This is a genomic window from Actinomyces sp. oral taxon 180 str. F0310 (genome assembly GCF_000185285.1).
Classification (GTDB): domain Bacteria; phylum Actinomycetota; class Actinomycetes; order Actinomycetales; family Actinomycetaceae; genus Pauljensenia.
In genome coordinates this window covers 54,947-77,283 of sequence record NZ_GL622194.1, presented here as the reverse complement: position 1 = coordinate 77,283, position 22,337 = coordinate 54,947, and the positions used below count along the sequence as shown (strand labels likewise).

General features: G+C 66.3%; 22 protein-coding genes. 1 reads left to right on the top strand and 21 read right to left on the bottom strand.

Annotation, left to right across the window (positions count from 1 at the left end; all coding sequences use genetic code 11):
* Window positions 1-4: 4 nt before the first annotated feature.
* The 15 genes from HMPREF9006_RS00370 to pyrR all read right to left on the bottom strand — a co-directional run bounded on the left by HMPREF9006_RS00370 (window position 5) and on the right by pyrR (window position 17,027).
* The gene (locus HMPREF9006_RS00370) at window positions 5-1,477 is read right to left on the bottom strand and encodes a transcription antitermination factor NusB (RefSeq protein ID WP_009211540.1); all 1,473 of its coding nucleotides are present in this window, start codon (window positions 1,475-1,477) and stop codon (window positions 5-7) included.
* A complete protein-coding gene (locus tag HMPREF9006_RS00365) occupies window positions 1,474-2,418 on the bottom strand; it encodes a methionyl-tRNA formyltransferase (RefSeq protein WP_009211539.1) in 945 nt (314 codons plus the stop codon). Before HMPREF9006_RS00365 ends, HMPREF9006_RS00370 begins: the two co-directional genes overlap by 4 nt.
* A 34-nt stretch (window positions 2,419-2,452) precedes the next feature.
* The gene (locus tag HMPREF9006_RS00360) at window positions 2,453-4,435 is read right to left on the bottom strand and encodes a hypothetical protein (RefSeq protein WP_009211538.1); all 1,983 of its coding nucleotides are present in this window, start codon (window positions 4,433-4,435) and stop codon (window positions 2,453-2,455) included.
* A 40-nt stretch (window positions 4,436-4,475) separates the two neighbouring features.
* Complete coding sequence (locus tag HMPREF9006_RS00355) at window positions 4,476-5,111, bottom strand: vitamin K epoxide reductase family protein (protein WP_009211537.1); 636 nt, start codon at window positions 5,109-5,111, stop codon at window positions 4,476-4,478.
* Entirely contained in the window at window positions 5,108-6,295 is a 1,188-nt protein-coding gene (gene metK, locus HMPREF9006_RS00350; RefSeq protein ID WP_009211536.1) for a methionine adenosyltransferase, read from the bottom strand. The genes HMPREF9006_RS00355 and metK overlap by 4 nt, the downstream gene beginning before the upstream one ends.
* Complete coding sequence (gene coaBC / locus HMPREF9006_RS00345) at window positions 6,292-7,527, bottom strand: bifunctional phosphopantothenoylcysteine decarboxylase/phosphopantothenate--cysteine ligase CoaBC (RefSeq protein ID WP_009211535.1); 1,236 nt, start codon at window positions 7,525-7,527, stop codon at window positions 6,292-6,294. Before coaBC ends, metK begins: the two co-directional genes overlap by 4 nt.
* 2 nt (window positions 7,528-7,529) lie before the next feature.
* Window positions 7,530-7,796, bottom strand: coding sequence for a DNA-directed RNA polymerase subunit omega (gene rpoZ / locus HMPREF9006_RS00340; protein ID WP_009211534.1), 267 nt, complete (start codon window positions 7,794-7,796; stop codon window positions 7,530-7,532).
* 36 nt (window positions 7,797-7,832) lie between these two features.
* A complete protein-coding gene (gene gmk / locus HMPREF9006_RS00335) occupies window positions 7,833-8,390 on the bottom strand; it encodes a guanylate kinase (RefSeq protein WP_009211533.1) in 558 nt (185 codons plus the stop codon).
* Between the two features lie 27 nt (window positions 8,391-8,417).
* Window positions 8,418-8,729: an integration host factor, actinobacterial type gene (gene mihF / locus HMPREF9006_RS00330; RefSeq protein ID WP_007589281.1), complete on the bottom strand. Its 312-nt coding sequence runs from the start codon at window positions 8,727-8,729 to the stop codon at window positions 8,418-8,420.
* Window positions 8,730-8,830: 101 nt separating this feature from the next.
* Entirely contained in the window at window positions 8,831-9,691 is an 861-nt protein-coding gene (gene pyrF, locus HMPREF9006_RS00325) for an orotidine-5'-phosphate decarboxylase (protein WP_009211532.1), read from the bottom strand.
* Complete coding sequence (gene carB / locus HMPREF9006_RS00320) at window positions 9,688-12,987, bottom strand: carbamoyl-phosphate synthase large subunit (protein WP_009211531.1); 3,300 nt, start codon at window positions 12,985-12,987, stop codon at window positions 9,688-9,690. The genes pyrF and carB overlap by 4 nt, the downstream gene beginning before the upstream one ends.
* Window positions 12,987-14,174, bottom strand: coding sequence for a glutamine-hydrolyzing carbamoyl-phosphate synthase small subunit (gene carA / locus HMPREF9006_RS00315; RefSeq protein ID WP_009211530.1), 1,188 nt, complete (start codon window positions 14,172-14,174; stop codon window positions 12,987-12,989). The genes carB and carA overlap by 1 nt, the downstream gene beginning before the upstream one ends.
* Window positions 14,171-15,490, bottom strand: a complete 1,320-nt coding sequence (locus HMPREF9006_RS00310; protein ID WP_009211529.1) for a dihydroorotase — start codon at window positions 15,488-15,490, stop codon at window positions 14,171-14,173. The genes carA and HMPREF9006_RS00310 overlap by 4 nt, the downstream gene beginning before the upstream one ends.
* Window positions 15,483-16,460: an aspartate carbamoyltransferase catalytic subunit gene (locus HMPREF9006_RS00305; protein ID WP_009211528.1), complete on the bottom strand. Its 978-nt coding sequence runs from the start codon at window positions 16,458-16,460 to the stop codon at window positions 15,483-15,485. Before HMPREF9006_RS00305 ends, HMPREF9006_RS00310 begins: the two co-directional genes overlap by 8 nt.
* A 3-nt stretch (window positions 16,461-16,463) precedes the next feature.
* Window positions 16,464-17,027 carry a bifunctional pyr operon transcriptional regulator/uracil phosphoribosyltransferase PyrR gene (gene pyrR, locus HMPREF9006_RS00300; protein WP_009211527.1) on the bottom strand — a complete coding sequence of 188 codons (564 nt, stop codon included), beginning with the start codon at window positions 17,025-17,027 and terminating at the stop codon, window positions 16,464-16,466.
* Window positions 17,028-17,406: 379 nt separating this feature from the next.
* Here pyrR and HMPREF9006_RS00295 point away from each other — a divergent pair, with 379 nt between their 5' ends.
* A complete protein-coding gene (locus HMPREF9006_RS00295; RefSeq protein WP_009211526.1) occupies window positions 17,407-17,703 on the top strand; it encodes a DUF2249 domain-containing protein in 297 nt (98 codons plus the stop codon).
* An 80-nt stretch (window positions 17,704-17,783) separates the two neighbouring features.
* On the opposite strand, the gene nusB is transcribed toward HMPREF9006_RS00295, so the two are convergent.
* The 6 genes from nusB to aroC are packed head-to-tail and all read right to left on the bottom strand — an operon-like array spanning window position 17,784 to window position 22,312.
* On the bottom strand, window positions 17,784-18,410 hold the full coding sequence (gene nusB / locus HMPREF9006_RS00290; protein ID WP_009211525.1) for a transcription antitermination factor NusB: 627 nt from the start codon (window positions 18,408-18,410) through the stop codon (window positions 17,784-17,786).
* Window positions 18,410-18,973, bottom strand: coding sequence for an elongation factor P (efp, locus tag HMPREF9006_RS00285; protein ID WP_009055954.1), 564 nt, complete (start codon window positions 18,971-18,973; stop codon window positions 18,410-18,412). The genes nusB and efp overlap by 1 nt, the downstream gene beginning before the upstream one ends.
* A gap of 24 nt (window positions 18,974-18,997) precedes the next feature.
* Window positions 18,998-19,522 carry a shikimate kinase gene (locus HMPREF9006_RS00280; protein WP_009211524.1) on the bottom strand — a complete coding sequence of 175 codons (525 nt, stop codon included), beginning with the start codon at window positions 19,520-19,522 and terminating at the stop codon, window positions 18,998-19,000.
* Window positions 19,519-20,598, bottom strand: a complete 1,080-nt coding sequence (gene aroB / locus HMPREF9006_RS00275; protein ID WP_009211523.1) for a 3-dehydroquinate synthase — start codon at window positions 20,596-20,598, stop codon at window positions 19,519-19,521. Before aroB ends, HMPREF9006_RS00280 begins: the two co-directional genes overlap by 4 nt.
* A complete protein-coding gene (locus tag HMPREF9006_RS00270; protein ID WP_009211522.1) occupies window positions 20,595-21,104 on the bottom strand; it encodes a shikimate kinase in 510 nt (169 codons plus the stop codon). The genes aroB and HMPREF9006_RS00270 overlap by 4 nt, the downstream gene beginning before the upstream one ends.
* Complete coding sequence (gene aroC / locus HMPREF9006_RS00265; protein WP_034230769.1) at window positions 21,101-22,312, bottom strand: chorismate synthase; 1,212 nt, start codon at window positions 22,310-22,312, stop codon at window positions 21,101-21,103. The genes HMPREF9006_RS00270 and aroC overlap by 4 nt, the downstream gene beginning before the upstream one ends.
* Window positions 22,313-22,337: the final 25 nt, after the last annotated feature.

The following is a 22,337-nucleotide window of genomic DNA, read 5'->3' as shown; positions in this document are numbered from 1 at the left end:
TATGCTAGCGCTTGCGCATGCATGCAACAAACATAAGGTCCGTGCCGAAACGGTGGTCCCACAGCTGGAGCGTGCGGCCTTGCGACCCAGCGATGACGCCTGCCGATGCGGGCACGTCGAGGGGTGCGGGACAGCAGTCATTCGCCAGGGCGACGGTGTCAAGCAGCTCGACCTCACCGCGCTGTGTCAAGCGCTCCACATGTTCGCGCGTTTCGGCCGCGTGCGGGGAACACGTGACGTAGGTCAGGACGCCACCGGGACGGGTGAGCGCGACTGCTCGTTCGGTAAGCTCGTGCTGCAGCTGGGTCAGCTCCGCCACGTCGGCGGGCGTGCGGTTCCACCGCGACTCGGGGCGCCGACGCATCGAGCCCATGCCCGAGCAGGGGGCATCGACGATGACCCGATCAAAGGAAGCGAGCGGCCAGGCGCTCTGTCCCCCGCCGAAGCTCCGACCGTCACCGGAGACAACCTCGATGGAGTCGAGGAGCCGCGTCGTTCGTTCGACAAGCCTGGCGCGGTGCGGGTGCACTTCGTTGGCGGTCACCCGAGCGCCAACTTTCGCCGCGAGTCCGGCAAGCATTGCCGCCTTCCCGCCCGGGCCCGCGCATAAATCGAGCCAGCGCTCGTCCCGGCCCCCATCGAGCGGGGCCGAGGCCGCAATCAACGCGGCCAGCTGCGAGCCCTCGTCCTGAGCTCCGCAACGCCCGTCTCGAATCGACGGCAGACGCGCGGGATCACCAGATTCGAGGAGAACCGCGTAGGGCGAGACGGTCCCGAAGGCGACGCGCGTGTCGAGAACGTCCTCGGCTTCGTCGGCAAGCTCGTCGACGGTCATCAGCGAGGGGCGGGCGACGAGCGTGACCGTGGGGACCTCATTGTCGGCCTTCAGGACATCAATAAGCTCGCCGGCGGGATAGCCGTGCGCAACAAGCGCCTCACGAAAAGCCCGCACCATCCACGAGGGATGGGAGTAGCGCACGCCGAGAGCCTCGTCTTCGTCCTCGATGGCCTCCAGCGCTGCCTCACGCTCGCCCGGCCCCTCCCGCGTGATTGAACGCAGGACGGCGTTGATGAAGCGGACCGGACCATCGGTCAGGTGCTCGCGCGCCACGTCAACGGTCGCAGACACGGCCGCGTGGTCGGGAACGCGCATGTCGAGGAGCTGATGGGCACCCACGCGCAGGAGAACGAGGACACGCGGGTCAAGCTGGGACAGCGAGCGGTCCACGTGGCGTGCGATCACCCAGTCGAGCCATCCCATGGCCCGCAGCGTGCCGTGGACGAGCTCGGAAGCAAAGGCCGCGTCGCGATCCGAAAAATGACCGTGCAAGCGTGCCTGACGCAGAGCCTTGGGCAAGATGATGTTCGCGAACGCTCCGTCGACCGTGACGGCCCGCAGCACCTCGTATGCGACGCGGCGAGGTTCGTCAGCCAGACGCAGCTTCCGGTAACCGTCGGCGTAGCGCTTCTCGCTCACTGCTGCGCTCCCGTCTCGCCTCCGAGGCGAACCTCCTCGCCCAGGCGTGCTCCCCGCGCCCAAGCCGCCCCGTCCATCCAGGACTTGCCGGCCGGAGCGACGTCGCCGAGGAGAAGAGCCCCGCTCGCGCATCCCACCGTCACCTCTCGCTTGGTCACCTCGAGCTGTCCGGGCTCCAAGTCCGAGCGTTCAACCGGAGTGGCGACGCCCAGCTTCATGCGTGCTCCGCCGGGCAAGACGGTAAAGGCTCCCGGGTTGGGGGTGACGGAGCGGATGACACGGTCCTCGTGGTCGGCGCTGTGGGTGAAGGACACGTAGCCGTCTGCGCGGCTGAGGCGGCGCGCGTGGGTGACGCCTTCCTCGGGCTGCGGGTGGGCGTGGGCGGTTCCGGACTCAAGCGAGTCGACGACACCGAGGACCTGGTGTGCTCCGGCACAGGCCATCGAAGCGAGGAGGTCGCCGGCGCTGTGACGCGCGATAGGCACCTCGACACGCGAGTAGACGGCGCCGGTGTCCAGTCCTTCCTCCAACGCGAACACGCAGGAGGCCGTGGAAGTATCCCCGGCGCGAATCGCCCACTGGACGGGGGCGGCCCCCCGCCACCGGGGCAGGTCCGAGAAATGCAGGTTGATCCATCCGTGGGTCGGCATCTCCAGGATGGTCGCCGGTACGAGCCCGCCGTAGGCGACGACGACGCCGATGTCGGCGCGAGCGTCGGCGATCCGCTGGGCGATCTCGGGTGTCTTGAGCGAACTTGTTTCAAGGAGTTCGAGGCCGACGCTCGCCGCTAGCTCGGCGATCGGTGACGGATGCAGTGTCTTGCCACGGCCGCGCCGCGCCGGCGGGCGGGTGATGACGAGGACCACCTCGTGTGACGAGGCGTGCAGAGCACGCAGCGTGGGGACTGCGGCTTCGGGGGTTCCTGCGAAGATGATACGCACGTGAGCCAGTCTACGGCACGGTGCGTGGCCGCACTCAGAAGAGCTCGGGTGGGTTGACGCTCATTGCGACGGTAGGCGCCTTGCGTGCGCTGCGCGACCGACGGATGTCCGTGAGCACCCGAAGCATGTGACCCGAGCGTGCCAGCGGCGCGCGCACAAGGGTGCGCACCTCGTTCTCCTGCCCCTCCCGCGTGGCGGGACGAACGACCGTTCCAACGAGCTCGGCGCCGCCCTGACGAACAACCTGGTCGGCGACCTGACGTACCTGTGCGGCCGCTCCGTCGAGCGCGACCATCGTTGATGCGGGGAAGAAGCCAAGAGCCTCCCGCTCGTCCAGGAGGCGTTCGGCGTACTCGGTGGGAGCCCAGCGCACGAGCATCTGCCCGAGTGAGTCGGGGATGGAACCGACGATGAGGCCGGGGTGCCCCGGCCTGACCAGGGAGAGCGCGTCAAGCCATCGGCGCGCGGCCTCCTCGGGTGCCCACAGCTCGGGTCGTCCGGCGAGCGCGGGGGCGTCGAGGATGACGGCGGCGGCGTAGCCGTCATCGACGGGTGGTTCGGCGCCCGCCGTGGCCACGACGACGGTCGGTCGCGCCGGTAGCCGACGGCTGATGCGGTGTGCGGCGGAGGACTCGAGGACAGACACGTCGCGCAGCGTTCTGGCGATCTCTTCGGCGGTGCGTGTGGAGCCGACGCGGGTTGCTCGCAGCTGGGTTCCCGAACAGTGGGGGCACCGCCAGGACTGCTGCTGGCGGGCACACCACGCGCACGACACGACCCCGTCGGCCTCGGCGCTTAAGGGGCCCGAGCACGTGCGGCAGCGGGCACGCTCCTCGCACCGGCGACACACGACGGTCGGCCAGTATCCCGCAGACGCGACCTGGATGAGGACTGGTCCGGAGCGCAGCGCCCCGCGAATCATCCGCAACGCTGCCTGCGGGATGCGCATGAGGCCGCCAGCGCCTTCGCGCTCGGCCTGGGTGCTGCCGTGGAGGTGGACGCGTGGCGTGGCCTCGCGCAGGGCCTGGGGCGTTGGCTCGATCCCGACGGCCCAGCCTGAGCGTACAAGCGCCTGAGCCTTCACCGAGCGCGCTGACGACGCGACAAGGAGGCCACTGCCTTCCACCGCGCACCGTTGAACCGCCACATCAAGCGCATCGCACCTGGGGAAGCGGCGTTCGCGCAGGCGGTCATCGCCGTCGTCGACGATGATGATGAGGCCGAGTCGGGAGCAGGGAACCCACACGGCCGATCGCGTTCCCACGACGACCGGAACACGTCCGAGCGAGGCAGCCACGTGGAGGCGGTAGCGCTTCTCGGCAGCCACCTCCGAACCCGCCAGCGATACCGGGATCGAAAGGTCTTCGGACAGCTCCCGCGCATAGCGTCCAGCCTGCTCGCCGGTTGCCGTCACGACGATGACGGAGCGCCTAGAGGCGACCGTCGACGCGACGGCCTCGGACAGGCAGCCACGCAGGCGCGGGCGCAGCATCGTGGCTATGGCACGCGGTGACTCCCCCGCCCGCAACCGGGACACGAGCGCCTCCCCGGCCGGATATGCCTCCCAGCCGAGGCCCACATGATCCGAGGTGACCGTGGGCCAGGTGGGAGCATTCTCGTCACGCGCCTCTCGCTCCGCGCGCGCGTGGCGGGGCGGGATGGCGAGGGACAGTACCTGAGACGTCGTGGCAAGGAAACGTGCCGCGATGCGGCGCGCGGTCTCGTAGATGGATGGCGTAAGCACGGGAGTCGAAGACACGACGGACTCGAGGCTGGCGGTTCCCTCGCCCACCTCCCGCCTGGTTCTCTCAACGATCCAGCCGTCGATCCTCGCGGAGGACAGGCGTACGCGCACGAGGGAACCCACGACGGCTGCGTCGGCGAGCCCGGCCGGCACTATGTAGTCCAAAGGCCTATCCATGTGGGGCAGATCAACGTCAACGAGGACGCGCGCGACGTCGGCGCTGCGCGTTGACGGCGCCTCGAAGCCCTCAAGCATGCCCTGCATGGAAGTCATGAACCCAGTCAAGCACAGAGCATGCTCACGTGCGTGACTCCTAGCCCAGAAGCTTCACGCCGTACTTGGCGACCACCATCGCAATGACGCCGAAGATGATGAGGCCCCACAGCGCCCAGTCGAGGCCCTGGGCGACCGCCCGACGCAGCCCCTGGGGCGCGGGAATCACGCCGTCGCGGACGTTGATTCGAGTCAAGCCGGCGAAGACCAGGGTTGTCGTGAGCGTGATGAGCAGGCACCAGGGGCACAGGACCTGGATGACGAAGTACGACTGCGAAAAGAGCCAGAAGGCGAAGAAGAGCGCAACCGTGTAGAGCAGGTTTGTGCCGAGCATGTACCAGCGGGGAAATCTCACCCCGGCACATAGGGCGACTGAGATGGCGAGCACGACCGCCTCGAAGAAGATGCCGAGGAAAGCGTTGGGAAAGCCCAGGATGCGTGCCTGCCACGTCTGGGCGACGGCCGAACACGACAGCACCGAGGAAATATCGCACCCGAAGCGCGCGGAGGAATCGGCAGCGAGCTGCCACGCCTCGATCGAGAGAACGAAGGAGGTGACAAGGCCGATTATCCCCGAGATCACCATCTCGACGCTCGTGCGCCGACGCCACGAGCGCCGAGCACTCTCGGTCTCGCGGGAGGGCAGAAGATCCTCGGCTTCTGGCGAGGCGCTCATTGAAGCGCGGCCCTGAGCTGCTCGACGCGATTCGTCGCCTCCCACGGGAACTGTTCGCGCCCGAAGTGGCCGTACGCCGCCGTGTCACGGTAGATGGGGCGCGCCAGGTCGAGGTCTTCGATCATGCCGAGAGGACGGAGATCAAACACCTCGCGGATCGCGTGTGCAATCTTGTCCTCGCTAACCGATGCCGTGCCGAAGGTGTCGACGTACAGGCCGATCGGGTGCGCCCGCCCAATGGCGTAGGCGAGCTGAATCTCGCAGCGGCGCGCGGCTCCGGAGGCAACCACGTTCTTCGCGACCCAGCGAGCAGCGTAGGTCGCGGAGCGGTCAACCTTTGACGGATCCTTGCCGGAAAACGCTCCTCCGCCGTGGCGTGCCATGCCGCCGTAGGTGTCGACGATAATTTTGCGGCCCGTCAGGCCCGCGTCGGCAGCTGGTCCGCCCAGCACAAAACGACCCGAGGGATTGATGAGCGTCTTCATGGCTGAGGTGGACAGGTCAAGGCCGGATTCGTCGATGACCGGCTCAATGACGTGGGTGCGCACGGCATCAGCGACGGCCAGCTGGCTCATGCACTCGTCGTGCTGGGTGGACACCACGATCGTGTCGATGCCCACCGGGCGGTCGTTGTCGTAGGCGAGCGTGACCTGGGTTTTGCCGTCGGGGCGAAGACCCTCAACGATCCCCTGCTTGCGCACGTCGGTGAGGCGCTTGGCGAGGCGGTGGGCGAGCCAGATCGGTGCGGGCATGAGATCGGGCGTGTCGGCGCACGCGTAGCCGAACATGATGCCCTGGTCGCCGGCCCCCAGGCGATCCCGGGGGTCCGTGCTGCGAGAACCGCGCACTTCCAGGGCCTCGTCGACGCCGCCTGCAATGTCGGGGCTTTGACCGTCGAGGGATACCGAGACTCCGCAAGAAGCCCCGTCAAAGCCCACGCGCGAGGAGTCGTAGCCGATGGAGAGGATCTCCCGGCGTACGATTTCGGGGATCTCCACGTAGGCCTCGGTCGTGACCTCACCGGCGACGTGAATGAGGCCGGTGGCAGCCATTGTTTCGACGGCGACGCGAGAACGGGGGTCCACCTCGAGCAGAGCGTCCAAGATCGCATCGGAGATGCGGTCGCACACCTTATCGGGGTGGCCTTCAGTGACGGACTCGGAAGAGAAAAGCTGTTGACTCACCGCTTCAGGTTATCAAGGAAAGCGGCAGCCCGAGCAATCAGACCTGCAGCGACGTCATCCTTTGAACCCACGTAACGATCGACGAGAGTTCCGGTGGCGTCAAGAAGGCGGATCTCGTTGGGGACGTCACCAAAACCCGTTGTCTCCCCCACGCGGTTGACGGCGATGTAGTCGGCCCCTTTGCGGGCCGCCTTGTCGGCCCCGAAAGCCATGATCTCCTCGTCGGTGCCGGTTTCGGCCGCAAAGCCGATGACGAGAGGGGGCCGATGCGGGCCGTGGCTAATCTCGGCGAGAATGTCCGGGTTACGTATCAGGCTCAGGCTTGGTGCATCGGTTGAGCCGGGATCCTTTTTCATTTTGGCGCCAAGGGTGTGCTCTGGGCGAAAGTCGGCCACCGCGGCCGTCATGACCAGGGCATCGGCGTCGCCCACCAGCTCCATCGTCGCATCGCGCATCTGCATCGCGCTGCCGACGCAGTGCACCTCCACTCCCGGTGCAACCAGTGCCTGGACGGAGGCGTCGATGTTGGCCGCGACGAGGCGTACGCGTGCTCCCGCGCGCGCCGCGGCGCTCGCGATCGCCACACCTTGGCGCCCCGACGAACGATTTCCCAGGTAGCGCACCGGGTCGATGGGTTCGCGTGTGCCCCCGGCGGTCACGACGATCGTGCGGCCCGCCAGGGTGCGCGCCTGGGCCGAATGCCCGCCCGCCGTGAGCAGGGCCAACGCCTGCCGTGCGATCGACACCGGATCGGCCAGGCGCCCGATTCCGCTGTCTCCCGAACCCAGCGCGCCCGTCTCGGGGTCGATCACGTGCACGCCGCGGCGACGCAATGTTGCCACATTGGCCTGCGTGGCGCTCGCCAGCCACATGTTCGAGTGCATGGCGGGCGCGACGACGACCGGAGCGGCACTGGCGAGAACCGTGAGCGACACCATGTCGTCGGCGAAGCCAGCTGCGAGCTTGGCGAGCGTGTTGGCCGTTGCCGGGACGACGATGATCAGGTCCGCGACGCGAGCGAGCTCCACGTGCTCAGCGCGCCCCTCCCCCGCGATGTCGACGGCGACAGGACGGGAGGTGATGCCCTCCCACGTCGAACGGCCAACGAAGTCCAGAGAGGACAAGGTCGCAGCCACACGCACGTCGTGGCCCGCGCGTTGACACTCGCGGACCACGATGGGGGCTTTGAATGCCGCGACGCCGCCGGTCACACCGACGACAACGCTCGCCATGGTCAGGCCTCAGGGTTGGACTCGAGCGAGAGCATCCCCTCGTTGATTTCGCGCAGCGACACGGCCAGGGGCTTCTCGTCGGGCTGAACATCAACGACCGGGCCCACGAACTGAATCATGTTCTGCTGGAGCTGCAGGTTGTAGGAATTGATCTGGCGGGCGCGCTTTGCCGCGAAAATGACCAGCGCGTACTTGGAATCGACGTGCTCCAGCAGATCATCAATGGGTGGAGACGTAATACCCACGGGCTGGGCAACAATTCCGGACATGCGTGTCTTCCTCTCAGTGGCTGATTCAGGTAGATACTACTCCAGGCCAATGAGTCCAGCCAGCTCATCCACCGTGCGCTCGATGTCGTCGTTGATCACAACGTGATCGAACTCGGAGGCGGCCTCCATCTCGATCCTGGCCGTGCGTAGGCGCCGCTCGCGCTCTTCGGGTCCCTCGGTTCCGCGCCCGATCAGCCGACGCTCAAGTTCCTCCCACGAGGGTGGCGCAAGAAAAATGAAGCAAGCGTCGGGCCTGGTGGCCCGCACCTGGCGAGCGCCGTCCAGATCGATCTCGAGAAGCACAGGCACGCCCGCGTTCAGGGACTCGTCAACCGGGCCGCGGGGCGTGCCGTACTTGTTGGTCCCGTGAACGAGTGCCCACTCAAGCATGTCTCCGCGTTCGATCATGTCGTCGAACTCTTGCGGGGAGACGAAAAAGTAGTGAACGCCTTCCTTCTCACCTGGGCGAGGAGCGCGCGTCGTGGCGGACACCGATACCCGTAGCTGCGGATAGCGCCTGGTGAGGGCTGCGACGACGGTACCCTTTCCGACGGCTGTCGGTCCGGCGAGAACGGTCAATTGAGCCTGAGTCATGACACAAGTGTGCCACGCCCAGAGGGCTCAGCCGAAACGCTCAACGAGAGCCTTGCGTTGGACCGGACCGAGGCCGCGCACGCGCCGACTCTGAGCGATCTTGTACTCGTCCATCAGGACTGCGGCGGTGTTCGTACCGACGCGAGGCAGGGACTCAAGAAGCGAAACGACTTTCATCTTCGCCACGGCCTCGTCGGAGTCGGCGAGTTCAAGAACCTCGGATAGGTTCATCGAGCGCGCCTTGAGCGCGTTCTTCACCTCGGCGCGACGCCGACGTGCCTGAGTTGCCTTCTCGAGAGCCTGTGCCCTCTGTTCCGGCGTGAGATCAGGTAGTGCCATTCTGATCATCTCCTCCGTTGGTATCTTCGGTAAATAAACTATGTCACCAATCAGAGCATGATTGCCAGATCAAACGGGTCACTCTTAGCTATTGGGACAGACTATTGCAACGAACCGGCTGTCGCCAGGTATGCCTGACGCAAGGCGCTCATGCTAGGGCCAGCAGACAGGATCGCGCGCGAGGAAGAGGCGAGAACGGCGTCCTCAACCCCGGCGAAAACCTGCCTGACCTGCGCCGCTCCCGCTCCCTGCGCACCCACTCCTGGAGCCAAAAACGCCCCGCGCAGAGCCGAAAGATCAAGGCCGAGTCGCTTGATCGCGTCCCCGACTGTCGCGCCGACGACGATCCCGGCGGGACCAAGGTGCGATTTGTCACAGCTTGCGTTAAATTCCGCCAATTGGGACACAACGTCCCCCGCGACGCTCGCGCCACTGGCTCCGCGAGCGTGCTGCACGGACGCCCCCTCGGGGTTCGACGTCAGCGCGAGGACGAAGACGCCCCGACCGGTGCGCCGTGCCAGTTCGAGTGCGGGCGCGAGTGAGCCGACCCCAAGGTAGGGTGACAGCGTGACCGCGTCGCCTGCCAACGGAGACGAATCGGCGAGGTAGGCCTGGGCGTAGCCATCCATCGTTGAGCCGATATCTCCGCGCTTAGCGTCCACGATGCTCAGCGATCCAACCTCGCGACAGGCGGCGATCACCTCCTCAAGGACTGCCACGCCTCGTGAGCCGTGCCTCTCAAAGAACGCCGACTGAGGCTTGAAAGCCGCCACCCGCCCCCCGAGCGCATCGATGACGCGCAGCGAGAACTCGCGCACCCCATTGGCGTCGTCAGTGAGTCCCCAGGATGTCAGAAGCGAGGCGTGTGGATCGATACCGACGCACACTGGGCCGTGCTCGCGCATAGCGGCATAGAGGCGGTCGCCGAAGCCGGGCGACGCGGATGTTGTCGTGTGCGTCATCGTGTCTCCTCCGTTCGACGAGCGTCCCACTCCTGAAGGGAACGAACGGCGTACGCGCCGCGCTTGCGGACCTCAATGGCCTGAACCATCGCGTTGAAGGCCTGCAGCGTCGTCACCGCCGGGCAATCCTGTGCCACCGCCGCCGCGCGAATCTGGTAGCCGTCATTTCGGGGAGCGGATCGCTGCGGTGTGTTGACGACCATGTTAATGGAGCCATCGTTGATCAGGTCGACGATCGTGGGCTCCCCATCCTTGCCCCGCCCCTCCGAGGACTTGCGCACCGCGCGCGCCTCGATCCCGTTTCGCCGCAGGACGGAAGCAGTGCCTGAGGTCGCCAGGATCGTGAAGCCCAGCTCGGCCATCCGCGCAGCGGGGAGCACGATCGCGCGCTTATCCGTATCCGCGATCGAGATGAAGATCGTGCCCGAGGTCGGCATGTCGGTGGAGGCGCCGAGCTGCGACTTGGCGAAGGCGGTCGGGAAGTCACGGTCGATGCCCATCACCTCACCGGTGGAACGCATCTCCGGACCGAGCACCGTGTCGACGGTTTCGCCTCGGCGCGTGCGGAATCGCTTGAAGGGCAAGACCGCCGCTTTGACCGCGATGGAGCCCCCGTCGTGAATCGTGCGCGCGTCCCGGGTGGGAAGGACCCCGCACGCGCGCAGCGACGCGATCGAGGCACCTACCTGAATGAGCGCGGCGGCCTTGGCAAGTTGCACGCCCGTTGCCTTCGATGCGAAAGGAACCGTACGCGAGGCGCGCGGATTTGCTTCGATCACGTAGAGAGTGTCGGAGAGCAGGGCGAATTGGATGTTGATGAGTCCGCGCACGCCCACCCCGCGAGCGATCGCCTCGGTTGAGTCGGTGATACGCTCCAGCTCCCGTGCGGACAGGGTCATCGGGGGAAGAACGCACGAAGAGTCGCCGGAGTGAATCCCGGCTTCCTCAATGTGCTCCATGATCGCGCCCATGAATAGTTCTTGACCGTCGTACAGTGCGTCGACGTCGATCTCAATGGCTGCGTCCAGGAAGCGATCGATGAGCAATGGGCCCCTCGAGAAGAGAAGGTCCGCGTCATGGTTCTCCAGGTAGTCGCGCATTCCAGCCTCGTCATTGACGATCGCCATGCCGCGTCCTCCCAGAACAAAGGACGGGCGAACGAGCACGGGGTAACCCACCTGATGCGCGATCGACAGAACCTGCTCGGGCGTGTGGGCGGTGTCGTGCGCGGGCGCCGGGCAGCCCGCGGCCTCCAGGACCTTGCCGAACTCCTCCCGGTCTTCGGCCATGTCAATCGCGTGCGGGCTCGTTCCCAGGATCGGCACACCCGCGCGCTCCAGGTCGGCGGCCAACGACAGCGGGGTCTGGCCTCCGAGCTGAACGATCATTCCCTTGACGGGGCCGGCCGCGCACTCCGCCCGGTAGACCTCCAGCACGTCCTCCAGCGTGAGAGGCTCAAAGTACAGCCTGTCCGAGATGTCGTAGTCGGTCGAAACCGTCTCCGGATTGCAGTTGACCATGATCGTGTCGTAGTGCTCGCGTAGCGCCATGGCCGCGTGCACGCACGAGTAGTCGAACTCGATTCCCTGGCCGATCCGGTTCGGACCCGCTCCGAGAATGATCACCGCTTCGCGGCTTCGCGGGCGAACCTCGTTCTCCTGATCGTAGGTCGAGTAGTGGTAGGGCGTGCGGGCGGCAAACTCCGCGGCGCAGGTGTCGACCGTCTTAAAGACGGGATGGATGGCGAAGGCCCCTCGCACCTCGCGCACGGTCTCCTCCGACAGGCCGCGGATCGCTGCGATCTGGCGGTCCGAAAAGCCGTGACGCTTCGCTTGCGCCAACACGGCGCCGGTGAGTGCCTCGGCCTGGCGGATCCGCTGCGCGACCTCGTCGAGAAGGAACATCTGGTCGAGGAACCACGGATCGATCTTCGTGGACTCGAAGAGCTCGGACAGGTTCGCTCCCCCACGGATCGCCTGCTGAACCTGCACGAGCCTGCCCTCGGTGGCCGTAGCGGCGGCCGCGACGAGCGACCTCGTCTGCTCGGGAGTCGGAGCCTGCCCGTCCCAGTGGAACTGCACACCCCCCTTGTCGATCGAGCGCAGCGCCTTTTGCAACGCCTCGGTGAAGCAGCGCCCAATGGCCATGGCCTCGCCGACCGCCTTCATCGACGTCGTCAGGGTCGGATCCGCCGCCGGGAACTTCTCGAAGGTGAAGCGAGGCACCTTGACGACCACGTAGTCGAGCGTGGGCTCGAAGGACGCCGGGGTGGATCCCGTGATGTCGTTGGGGATCTCATCGAGGGTGTAACCGGTTGCCAGGCGCGCCGCGATTTTCGCGATCGGGAAGCCCGTCGCCTTCGATGCCAACGCGGAGGAACGCGAGACGCGCGGGTTCATCTCGATGACGATGACGCGGCCGGTTTCGGGGTGGACCGCGAACTGGATGTTACAGCCTCCCGTGTCAACGCCCACCGCGCGGATCACCGCAATACCGATGTCGCGCAGGCGCTGCATCTCGCGATCCGTGAGCGTCAGCGCGGGCGCAACCGTGATCGAATCGCCCGTGTGCACTCCGACGGGGTCAACGTTCTCGATCGAACACACGACCACGACGTTGTCCGCCTTGTCGCGCATCAACTCGAGTTCGTACTCCTTCCAACCGAGGATTGACTCCTCGAGCAACACCTCGGTGGTGATCGAGTCGGCCAACCCCTGCCCCGCTATGCGATCCAGGTCCTCGGGCGTGTAGGCGAACCCCGAGCCCAAACCACCCATGGTGAAGGAGGGGCGAACGACAAGCGGATAGCCGAGCTCGGCCGCCGCCGCGTGGCATTCCTCCAGCGTATGAGCGATGAACGACCGTGCGACCTCGGCGCCCGAGCGCTCCACGATCGCCTTGAACTCTTCACGATCCTCGCCGGCGCGAATCGCGTCGATAGACGCACCGATCAGCTCGACGTCGAAGCGCTCCAGCACGCCCATCTCCGAGAGCGCAACCGCCGTGTTGAGGGCCGTCTGTCCACCCAGGGTGGGCAGCAGAGCGTCGGGGCGTTCCTTCTCGATGATCGAGGCGACCACCTCGGGCGTGATCGGCTCGACGTAGGTCGCGTCCGCAATGCCGGGGTCCGTCATGATGGTGGCCGGGTTGGAGTTGACGAGGATGACGCGCAGTCCCTCTTCCTTCAACACGCGGCACGCCTGGGTGCCCGAGTAGTCGAACTCGCAGGCCTGGCCGATCACGATGGGACCGGACCCAATAACGAGAACGGAAGAAAGATCGTTCCTGCGGGGCATCAGCGGTTCTCCTTAGCGGCGATCATGAGCGACATAAAGCGGTCGAAGAGCAGCTCCCCGTCGTGGGGGCCGGCCGCCGCCTCGGGGTGGAATTGGACAGAAAAGGCGGGAATGTCGAGGGCTCGAAGGCCCTCCACGACACCGTCGTTGAGCCCGACGTGTGAGACCGTGATACGCCCGTAGCGGCCGGCGTCAAAAGGCGCCACAGAATCCGAACCCACGGGGGCGTCCACGGCGAAGCCGTGATTGTGCGCGGTGATCTCCACGCGCCCGGTCTCCAGGTCCTTGACGGGCTGGTTGATACCGCGATGACCATAGTTCAACTTGTAGGTACCGTAGCCGAGGGCTCGTCCAAAGAGCTGGTGACCAAAACAGATGCCGAAGTAGGGGATGCCCGCATCCAACACGGCGCGTAGAACGCCCACTTCCCGGTCGGCCGTGGAGGGATCACCGGGACCGTTGGAAAAGAACACGCCGTCGGGGTTCAGCGACTCAATGTCGGCAAAGGAGACCGTGGAGGGGACGACATAGACGCGCGCTCCTCGCGCAGCCAGGTGGTACGGGGTACGCGACTTGATACCCAGGTCGACGGCCACGACACGAGCAAGGGGGTCAGCACCCTCGAACTCGCCGAGCGGCTCAACGACGTACGTTTCCTCGGTCGACACCTGCGCGGCCAGGGCCTGGCCGCTCATCGCCGGAGACTCGGCCACGATGCGTACCAGGGAGGTGATGGCCTCCTCCGCCAGGTAGAGCGCGCCGGCGGGGAGCGCGTCACCGGAGAATATGCCCGCCCGCATGGCTCCGCGCTCGCGGATGTGTCGGGTGACGGCGCGAGTGTCAACGTCCGCGATGCCAACAATTCCCTGCGCGAGGAGTTCGTCCTCAAGTTCGCGCCGAGAACGCCAGTTGGATGCGCGCCTGGCGCCGTCGCGTACCACGAAGCCGGCGACCCAGATCCGTGAGGACTCGGGGTCCTCGTCGTTGACCCCCGTGTTGCCGATGTGCGGAGCCGTCATGACGACGATCTGGCGGTGGTACGACGGGTCGGTGAGGGTCTCCTGGTATCCCGTCATGCCGGTCGAGAAGACGATTTCGCCGAGGGTGCGGCCGCGAGAGCCCCACGCTCGTCCCCGAAAGACGGTTCCGTCCTCCAGCACGAGCAGAGCGGTATTGCTCGACGTCATCGGTCCTCCTTAGCGATCGGGGCGGCGTCAACGACCGTCGGCACACCGCCGTAGATGGTGTAGCGCACCTGACCCGGAAGTTCCATGCCGCGATACGGGCAGTTGGTCGACCTCGTCCACTGTGCGGCGGGATCGACCGTCGTACGAACCGAGGCGTCAACCAGGGTGACGTGCGCGGGTGCGCCCTCGACGAGGCCTCGCCCCTGGGTGTCGACCCCTCCGATGCGCGCCGGAGCGGTGGACATGACGCGGGCGACGTCCTCCCACGTCATGCGACCGGAGTCGACCATCGTCTCGATGATGATCGGAAGCGCCGTCTCCAGTCCGGTCATTCCGAAGGCGCCGGCCTGCCACTCGCAGTCCTTCATCTCGAGAGGGTGGGGGGCGTGGTCGGTCCCGACGCAGTCGATCGTGCCGTCGGCCAAGCCCTCGCGCACGGCTTCGACGTCTTCGGAGCGTCGCAACGGCGGGTTGACCTTGAAGAGCGGGTCGTAGGTGGAGGCGAGCTGCTCGGTGAGTAGCAGGTGGTGGGGCGTCACCTCGGCGGTGATGTTGACGCCCTGCGCTTTGCCCCAGCGAACAATGTCGACGGATCCAGCCGTGGACAGGTGGCACACGTGCAGGCGCGAGCCGACGTGCTTGGCCAGCAGGATATCGCGAGCGATGATGGCTTCCTCGGCGACGGCCGGCCATCCCGCCAGGCCCAGCTGGCCCGACAGTGGCGACTCGTTCATCTGCGAGCCCTCGGTCAGCTCGGGATCCTGACTGTGCTGAGCGATGACGCCGCCGAAGCTCTTGACGTACTCGAGCGCGCGGCGCATCAGGACGGGGTCGGAGACGCACTTTCCGTCGTCGGAGAAGACCCTCACGCGCGAGCGTGAGCGAGCCATGGATCCCAGGGCCGCGAGTTGCTTGCCAGCCAGGCCCTTCGTCACCGCGCCAACTGGGCGCACCTCCACCCAGTCGGCCGCCTCCCCCAGACGCAGCACCTGATCAACGACGGCCGCCGTGTCCTGAGTCGGGGTGGTGTTCGCCATGGCGTGAACGGCCGTGTAGCCTCCGACGGCCGCCGCGCGCGTCCCGGTGAAAACCGTTTCGGCATCCTCTCCGCCCGGCTGACGCAGGTGCGTGTGCATGTCGACGAGGCCGGGCAGGGCGATGAGACCTGCTGCGTCAATGACGCGCGGATCGGTCAGAGCGCCTGACGCGTCGGGGCCGATGCCAACGATCACGCCCCGGGAGAGCGCAATGTCCGTCGCGCCCTTTCCGAGCAATGAGGCCCCCGTGATGAGAATGTCGCGGGTCTGTTCAGTCATTGCGTTGTCCTTCCGATGCGAGGAGCAGATAGAGCGCGGCCATGCGGATGCACACGCCGTTGCCCACCTGTTCGACGACTACTGATTGGTCCGAATCGGCTGCTTCGGCGCAGATCTCGAGGCCGCGATTCATCGGGCCCGGGTGCATCACCACGGCGTGAGGGTCGAGGCGTGCGAAGCGTTCGGGAGTGAGCCCGTACTCAGAGTGATAGGCGCCCGGAGAGGGAAAAAACCCGCCTCCCGCTCCGGACATCCGCTCGCGTTGGACCCGCAGCATCATGACCGCGTCGGGCCGAGACGCGATCGCATCATCAAAGTCGTAGGATGTTCCGCACTTCCAGGCCTCCACGCCGATGGGCAGGAGCGTGGGGGGTGCAACGAGGGTGACGCGGGCACCGAGCATCGTGAGAAGATCGACGTTGGAGCGCGCGACCCGCGAGTGGAGAATGTCGCCGACGATAACCACGTGCGCTCCATCGAGTCCCGTGCCCGCGTGCGGGGACCCTCCCCCGGTCGCGTAGTGGCGCCTGAGCGTCATCGCGTCGAGCAGTGCCTGGGTGGGATGCTGGTGGGTGCCGTCTCCCGCGTTGAGAACGGGAAGGTTCATCCAGCCGGCGTGCGCGAGTCGGTGGGCGGCTCCCGACGAGGAGTGGCGTACCACAACAGCGTCCGCTCCCATTGCCTGCAGGGTCAGGGCGGTGTCCTTGAGAGATTCCCCCTTGGAGACCGAGGAACCTCGGGCCTGGAAGTTGATGACGTCGGCGCTCAAACGCTTGGCGGCGGTCTCGAAGGAGATGCGCGTGCGCGTCGAATCCTCGAAAAAGAGGTTGACGACGGTCTTACCCTGAAGCGTGGGGAGCTTCTTGATGCCCCGGTTCTGTGTGGCGGCCATCTGCTCCGCCGTGTCGAGGATCAGAACCGCCTCCTCGCGCGTCAGATCGCGGATCGAAATGAGATGGCTCAGGCTCATCGCTTATCGGCCTTTCCCGAGAAGGACGCCGTCGCGCCCGTCCGTTTCGTCAAGCAAGATGGTGACGGTCTCCTCGCGCGACGTCGGCAGGTTCTTGCCAACGTAGTCGGGCCGGATCGGCAGTTCCCTGTGCCCGCGATCCACCAGGACCGCCAGCTGGACCGCCGACGGTCGGCCGATCCTGGTCAGCGCATCGAGGGCGGCCTTGATGGTGCGCCCCGTGTAGAGCACATCGTCGACGAGAATAATGGTCTTTCCGTCGATCCCAGCGGCCGGTATCAGCGTTTCCTTCGGAGAACGAAGCGGCTGGCTGGCGAGGTCGTCTCGGAACAGCGTGGTGTCGATGATCGCCAGATCCGCGTAGGTGCCCGACACCTCGCGAATCCTGTTAACGAGGCGACGAGCAAGCGTCGCTCCTCGAGTCGGAATGCCCGCGATGACGAGGCCCTCGCCGCCTCTGTTGCGTTCGACGATCTCGTATGCGATACGCGTCAGGGAGCGCGCGACGTCGCCGACTCCCAGTACTTCTTTGCCGCGCTGAGCGCGATCGGCATGCAGTGCTGCCACTGCTAGCTCCTTCCCCGCCTCACGGGACGGTCATTAAAGGATTGATGTCGCCATCATGGTACGCGCCCGGCGCGCATTCGTCACGGCGAGGCGGGCGGCGGCGTGCGCGCCAGCGACGCATCGTGGCCGTGATCGAGGGCGTAAGCATCCCGGAACGATCGTCGTGACCTCATTCAGCCTCCCGACGACAGTGCCCACGTCGAACGAGTGCGAGAGGATATACCCGGTAGGGGTATCCTATGATACCCCTACCGGGTATAACTCACGGGCCGCTCGCATCGCCCCATCCCACTGGGTATCGAAGGGGAAAAACCGGTAAAATTACGCGTGTGCACGACTCGCGTGCGCCAATCACAGCGTCACCACAGAAAGGTCACCAATGACCATCGAAGAACTTCCCCTGACCGAGGTACGTAGCGACGGTTGCGGCTGCGGCGCACACGAGGGTGCGGAGCCGATGATCGACGCATCGGCGATCCCCCACCGGATTCGCCACGCCGCCGTACTCGGCGCCGCCCAGTCGATGAATGCGGGCGAAGCCTTCATTATCCGCGCGCCGCACCTGCCCAGGCCCCTCCTGGTCCAAATCGCCCAGCTACCCGGCGAGTGGACCTTCGAGGTGCTCACGGACGGCCCCGAGTACTGGGACGTGCGGGCCACCCGACTCGCGCTCTAGTTTGTCACCGAAGCACACAAACAACGAAGAGGTGGCCGGTCCCCGCGAAGGGACCGGCCACCTCTCATCAGCGGATGAAACTAGTACTCCTGCAGGAGCTCGTCCAGCTCATCGTCCACGGACGCCCCGTCGAGCGGCGTCGCGCCGTCGGGAAGGGAACGCGACGGCGCAGTCTGCTCCGCCAGGGCAGTGTGCTCACCGCGGACGGATTCCGAGGCCTCCCCCGCCGAGGTTGCCTCGTCTGCGTCGGTGCGCCGAGACCATGCAGGGGACTCTAAGTCCTTGCGGATCGCGTCAAGCACTGCGTTGACGAAAGCGGGAGACGTGTCGGTTGAAATCGAGCGGACAATTGAGACTGCCTCGTCGATCACGATGATCGGCGACACCTCGTCGTTTTCCAGCATCTCCCACACGGCAACGCGCATGACGGCCAGATCGACCGCAGCAATCCGATCCAGGCCGGGAACGCGGGCGTGGGCGGAAATCAGCGAGTCGATGCGGCGCAGGTTGTCCGCCACTCCCCCGATGATGCGAAGAGAAAACTCCGGCAAGGGGGTCTGAGCCGCGGTGATGACGCGGCGTTCGCGCAGCAGGTCGCGCAGCGCGTCGGGATTGGAACCCATCCCGCGCTGATCGGCCTCGTAGACCACGTCGGCCGCGCGCTTGCGGGCCTTCGTGCGCGACGTGAAGCGGTGCTGCTTCGACATTACTCGGTCACGCGACCCGAGTACGAGCCGTCGCGGGTATCGACCTTGACGCGCGTTCCTTCCTCCATGAAGAGGGGAACCTGGATCTCGTAGCCCGTTTCAAGCGTCGCGGGCTTGGTGCCGGCCGAGGAGCGGTCGCCCTGCAGGCCAGGCTCGGTGTGGGTGATCGTCAGGACGACGGTGGCGGGCAGCTCGACGAAGAGGACGGTGCCGTCGTGCTGGGAGACGATGACGTCCTGGTTCTCCACCATGAAGTTGCGGGCGTCGCCCACGGTCTCGGCGGGCACGTTGATCTGCTCGTAGGTCGACTGGTCCATGAAGACGTAGTCGGTGCCGTCCTGGTACAGGTAGGTCATGTCGCGGCGGTCCACGGTCGCGGTCTCGATCTTCAGGCCGGCGTTGAACGTCTTGTCGACGGTCTTACCGGACAGGACGTTCTTGATCTTGGTGCGCACGAAGGCCGGCCCCTTGCCGGGCTTGACGTGCTGGAACTCGACAACCTGCCAGAGCTGGCCGTCAATCACCATGACGAGGCCGTTCTTCAGATCATTTGTCGTTGCCACAGGGGTACCTCACTCGTGAAGGAATCAGTAATCAGAGGTCAGTCTACACGCGCGCGCCACCACATCGGCGACTTCTTGCGGGGTGCGGGTGCTCGTATCCACTGTTGCATCGGCCACGCGCTGATACGAGATCCGGGCCCGCTCCATCATGCGGGCAAGAACGGCGCGAGGCGCTCCGAGTCCGACCGATCTCGGTGCGCCGAGTCCTTCGCGGCGAGATACCGCCGAAAGATCGGCGCTGAGCTCGACGACGATCGCCCCGGCGCGGCGCGCCCGGTCAACGGCGGCGGCAACAACGGGATCGAGGGGTTGGGATGCCCCGAGGGTGACAATGCCCTCGCGCAGGTCCAGCGCACGAAGAGCTTCGTCGCGTGCAACGTCGGCCAGCCTCGCGTCGCGTCGAACGACGAGGGAGCGCATGCTCGCCCCAAGCTTGGCCTCCACCGCGCGATCCACCTCGTGAAGCTCAAGACGATAGGAATCGGCGAGAATCCGGCCAACCGTCGTCTTGCCGCTCCCCGTGACGCCGATGAGAACGACGAGGCTCATGAGGGAATACCGATTGCTCGCGCTGCGTCGACGAGCTCGGAGTGCTCGATCGTCTCGGTTCGAGGGTTCGCGATGCCATGCAAGAGGACGAAGCGCAGCACTCCGCGGCGGACCTTCTTGTCCGACGCCATGATCGCACGCAACCGCTCAAGGTCGGTGCCCTCGTATCGAGTGGGCAGGCCGAGTCGCGAGAACAGCGCATCGTGCCGGGCGACGTCGGCGTCCGTGAGGAGACCTCGGGCGCGGGCCAGTCGCGCTGCGAAACAGCATCCGACGGCAACTGCGTCGCCGTGACGCCAGCCGTAGTCGTTCGCTCGTTCGATCGCGTGCGCGAGGGTGTGCCCGTAGTTGAGGATCTCGCGGAGCCCTCCTTCCATCAGATCCGCGGACACGACCCGCGCCTTCACGGCGATGGCGCGGGTCGTAATCTCGCCGAGCGCAGCGCCACCGGGATCCAGGAGCGCCTCGGGCTCCGTCTCTTCAACCACCGTCAGGATCGTCGGGTCAGCGATGAAACCACACTTGATGACTTCCGCGGCACCGGCGGCCAGGTCGGCGCGCGGCAGCGTGGCGAGCAGATCCATGTCTGCGACGACGGCACTGGCCGGATAGAACGAGCCGACGAGGTTCTTGCCCACGGAGGTGTTGATGCCGGTCTTACCGCCGACCGCGGCATCCACCATGCCGAGCAGGGTGGTCGGCACATTAATGAGGGTGATCCCCCGCAGCCACGTGGCAGCGACAAAGCCCGCCATGTCTGTCGTCGCTCCCCCGCCGAGGGCGACGATGGCGTCCTTACGCCCGAGCTGGAGATCGCCGCACCGATCCCACAGGGAGGACACAACCTCGATCGTCTTGCCGGCTTCGGCGTCGGGGTGGTCCGCCAGGTTCGCCTCGTAGCCGAGGCCGCGCAGGTGGTCGGCGAGGGCGTGGGCACGAGAGGCCAGCGGACGGGCGTGAATGATGAGAACCCTGGTGGCGGCCGCGTCAAGGGCCGAGACGATCGGGGCAAAGCCGAGGCCGCGTCCGACGGTGATCGTCGAGGGGCGCGGCCCGGTGACGGTGATGGTGGTCATGAAAGCTCCAGGTGTTTAAGGATGGTGGCTGCGACGTCGGACGCGGGGCCGGGGCCGCTTGGCACGACGAGCGTCGCGACGGCCCGGTAGTAGGGTTCGCGTTCCTCCCGCAGTCGGCAAAGAACGGCGGAGGGATCCTGCACGAGAAGCGGCCTGTGCCTTCGAGACCCGGTGCGGCGCAGTAACTCATCGTGCGTCGCATCGATATAGACGACCGTGTGGCCGGCGAGGCGATCGCGGACCGCTTCGGTCACCACGGCTCCGCCGCCCAGGGAGATCACGGCCTCGCGCTCGAGCGCATCGGCGACGGCGCGGGCCTCTAGCAGCCGAAAGATCGCCTCACCTTCACTGGCGAAGATCTCAGCGATCGAGCGGCCCGTCCGCTCGACGATCATCGCGTCGGTGTCGATGTGCGGCACGTCCAGGTCGCGTGCGAGGAGGCGTCCCACCTTCGACTTGCCGGCACCGGGTAGGCCCACGAGCACGATGGGCAGGTCGGCGCTCATGCGCGTTCTCCGACGCGGCGCAGGTACGCCGCCAGATTGCGGCGCATCTCGGTCACCGAGCGCCCACCGGCGTGCTCAAAGAGCGCGTCCGCTAGCACGAGCGCGACCTCCGCTTCACAGATGAGCGCACCGGGAACGACCTGACAGGTGTCCGACCGCTGATGGAGCCCCACTGCCTCTTCCCCGGTGGCTAGGTCAACGCTGCGCAGCGCGCGCGGCACGGTCGAAATCGGTTTGAAGGCGGCGCGAGCAACCACGGGTGCACCGTTGGACGTTCCCCCTTCGATTCCCCCGGCGTGATTCGACGCGCGCACAAGGTGCCCATCCTCCCCGCGCACGATCTCATCGTGTGCGGCCGAGCCGGGAAGGGCCGCCTGGGCAAACCCGTCGCCAATCTCGACCCCCTTGACCGATTGAATGGACATGAGTGCTCCGGCGATGCGCGCATCCAGTCGTTCGCGGGCGGTGACGTGAGAGCCGAGTCCCACCGGCACGTCATACGCGATCACCTCAACGACTCCACCGATCGTGTCCCCCGCGCGCTTGGCCTCGTCCACGGCTGCCTCGAAACGGTCGTTGTCGGCGGCATCCAGAGTGCGCATCGACGCCTCGCACAGCGCCTGCTCGTCCAGCGGAGTCGGGAGGACGCAGGACGTTGCGCGTTGCGAGCCGACAGCAACCACGTGAGACACGAGGCGGATCGCGCCAACCTGAGTGAGGAGCGCCTGCGCAAGCACACCGAGCGCGACGCGAGCCGCGGTCTCGCGGGCGCTCGCGCGCTCCAGGACGGGCCTGGCCTCCGCGAGGTCGTAGGACAGCATACCGGGAAGGTCCGCGTGTCCGGGTCGAGGCCGAGTGAGCGGGCGATTACGCGCGATCTCGCGTTCATCTCCGGTGCCCGCGTCAATGAGCAGATCGCGTGGATCCACGGGGTCGGCGCTCATCACGGTCTCCCACTTAGGCCACTCCGAGTTGCCGATACGAATCGCGATCGGCGCCCCGGTCGTGACTCCGTGGCGCACCCCTGCAAGGATCGTCACCTCGTCGGCTTCGAACTTCTGGCGTGCACCGCGCCCGTAGCCGAGGCGCCGACGTGCCAACCCCGATCGTAGGTCGTCCGTCGTGATCTCAACCCCTGATGGGAAACCCTCGATCGTGGCGATCAAGGCAGGCCCGTGCGACTCTCCGGCGGTCATCCATCTCAGCATGTCCACCAGTGTCCCACATCGCCGA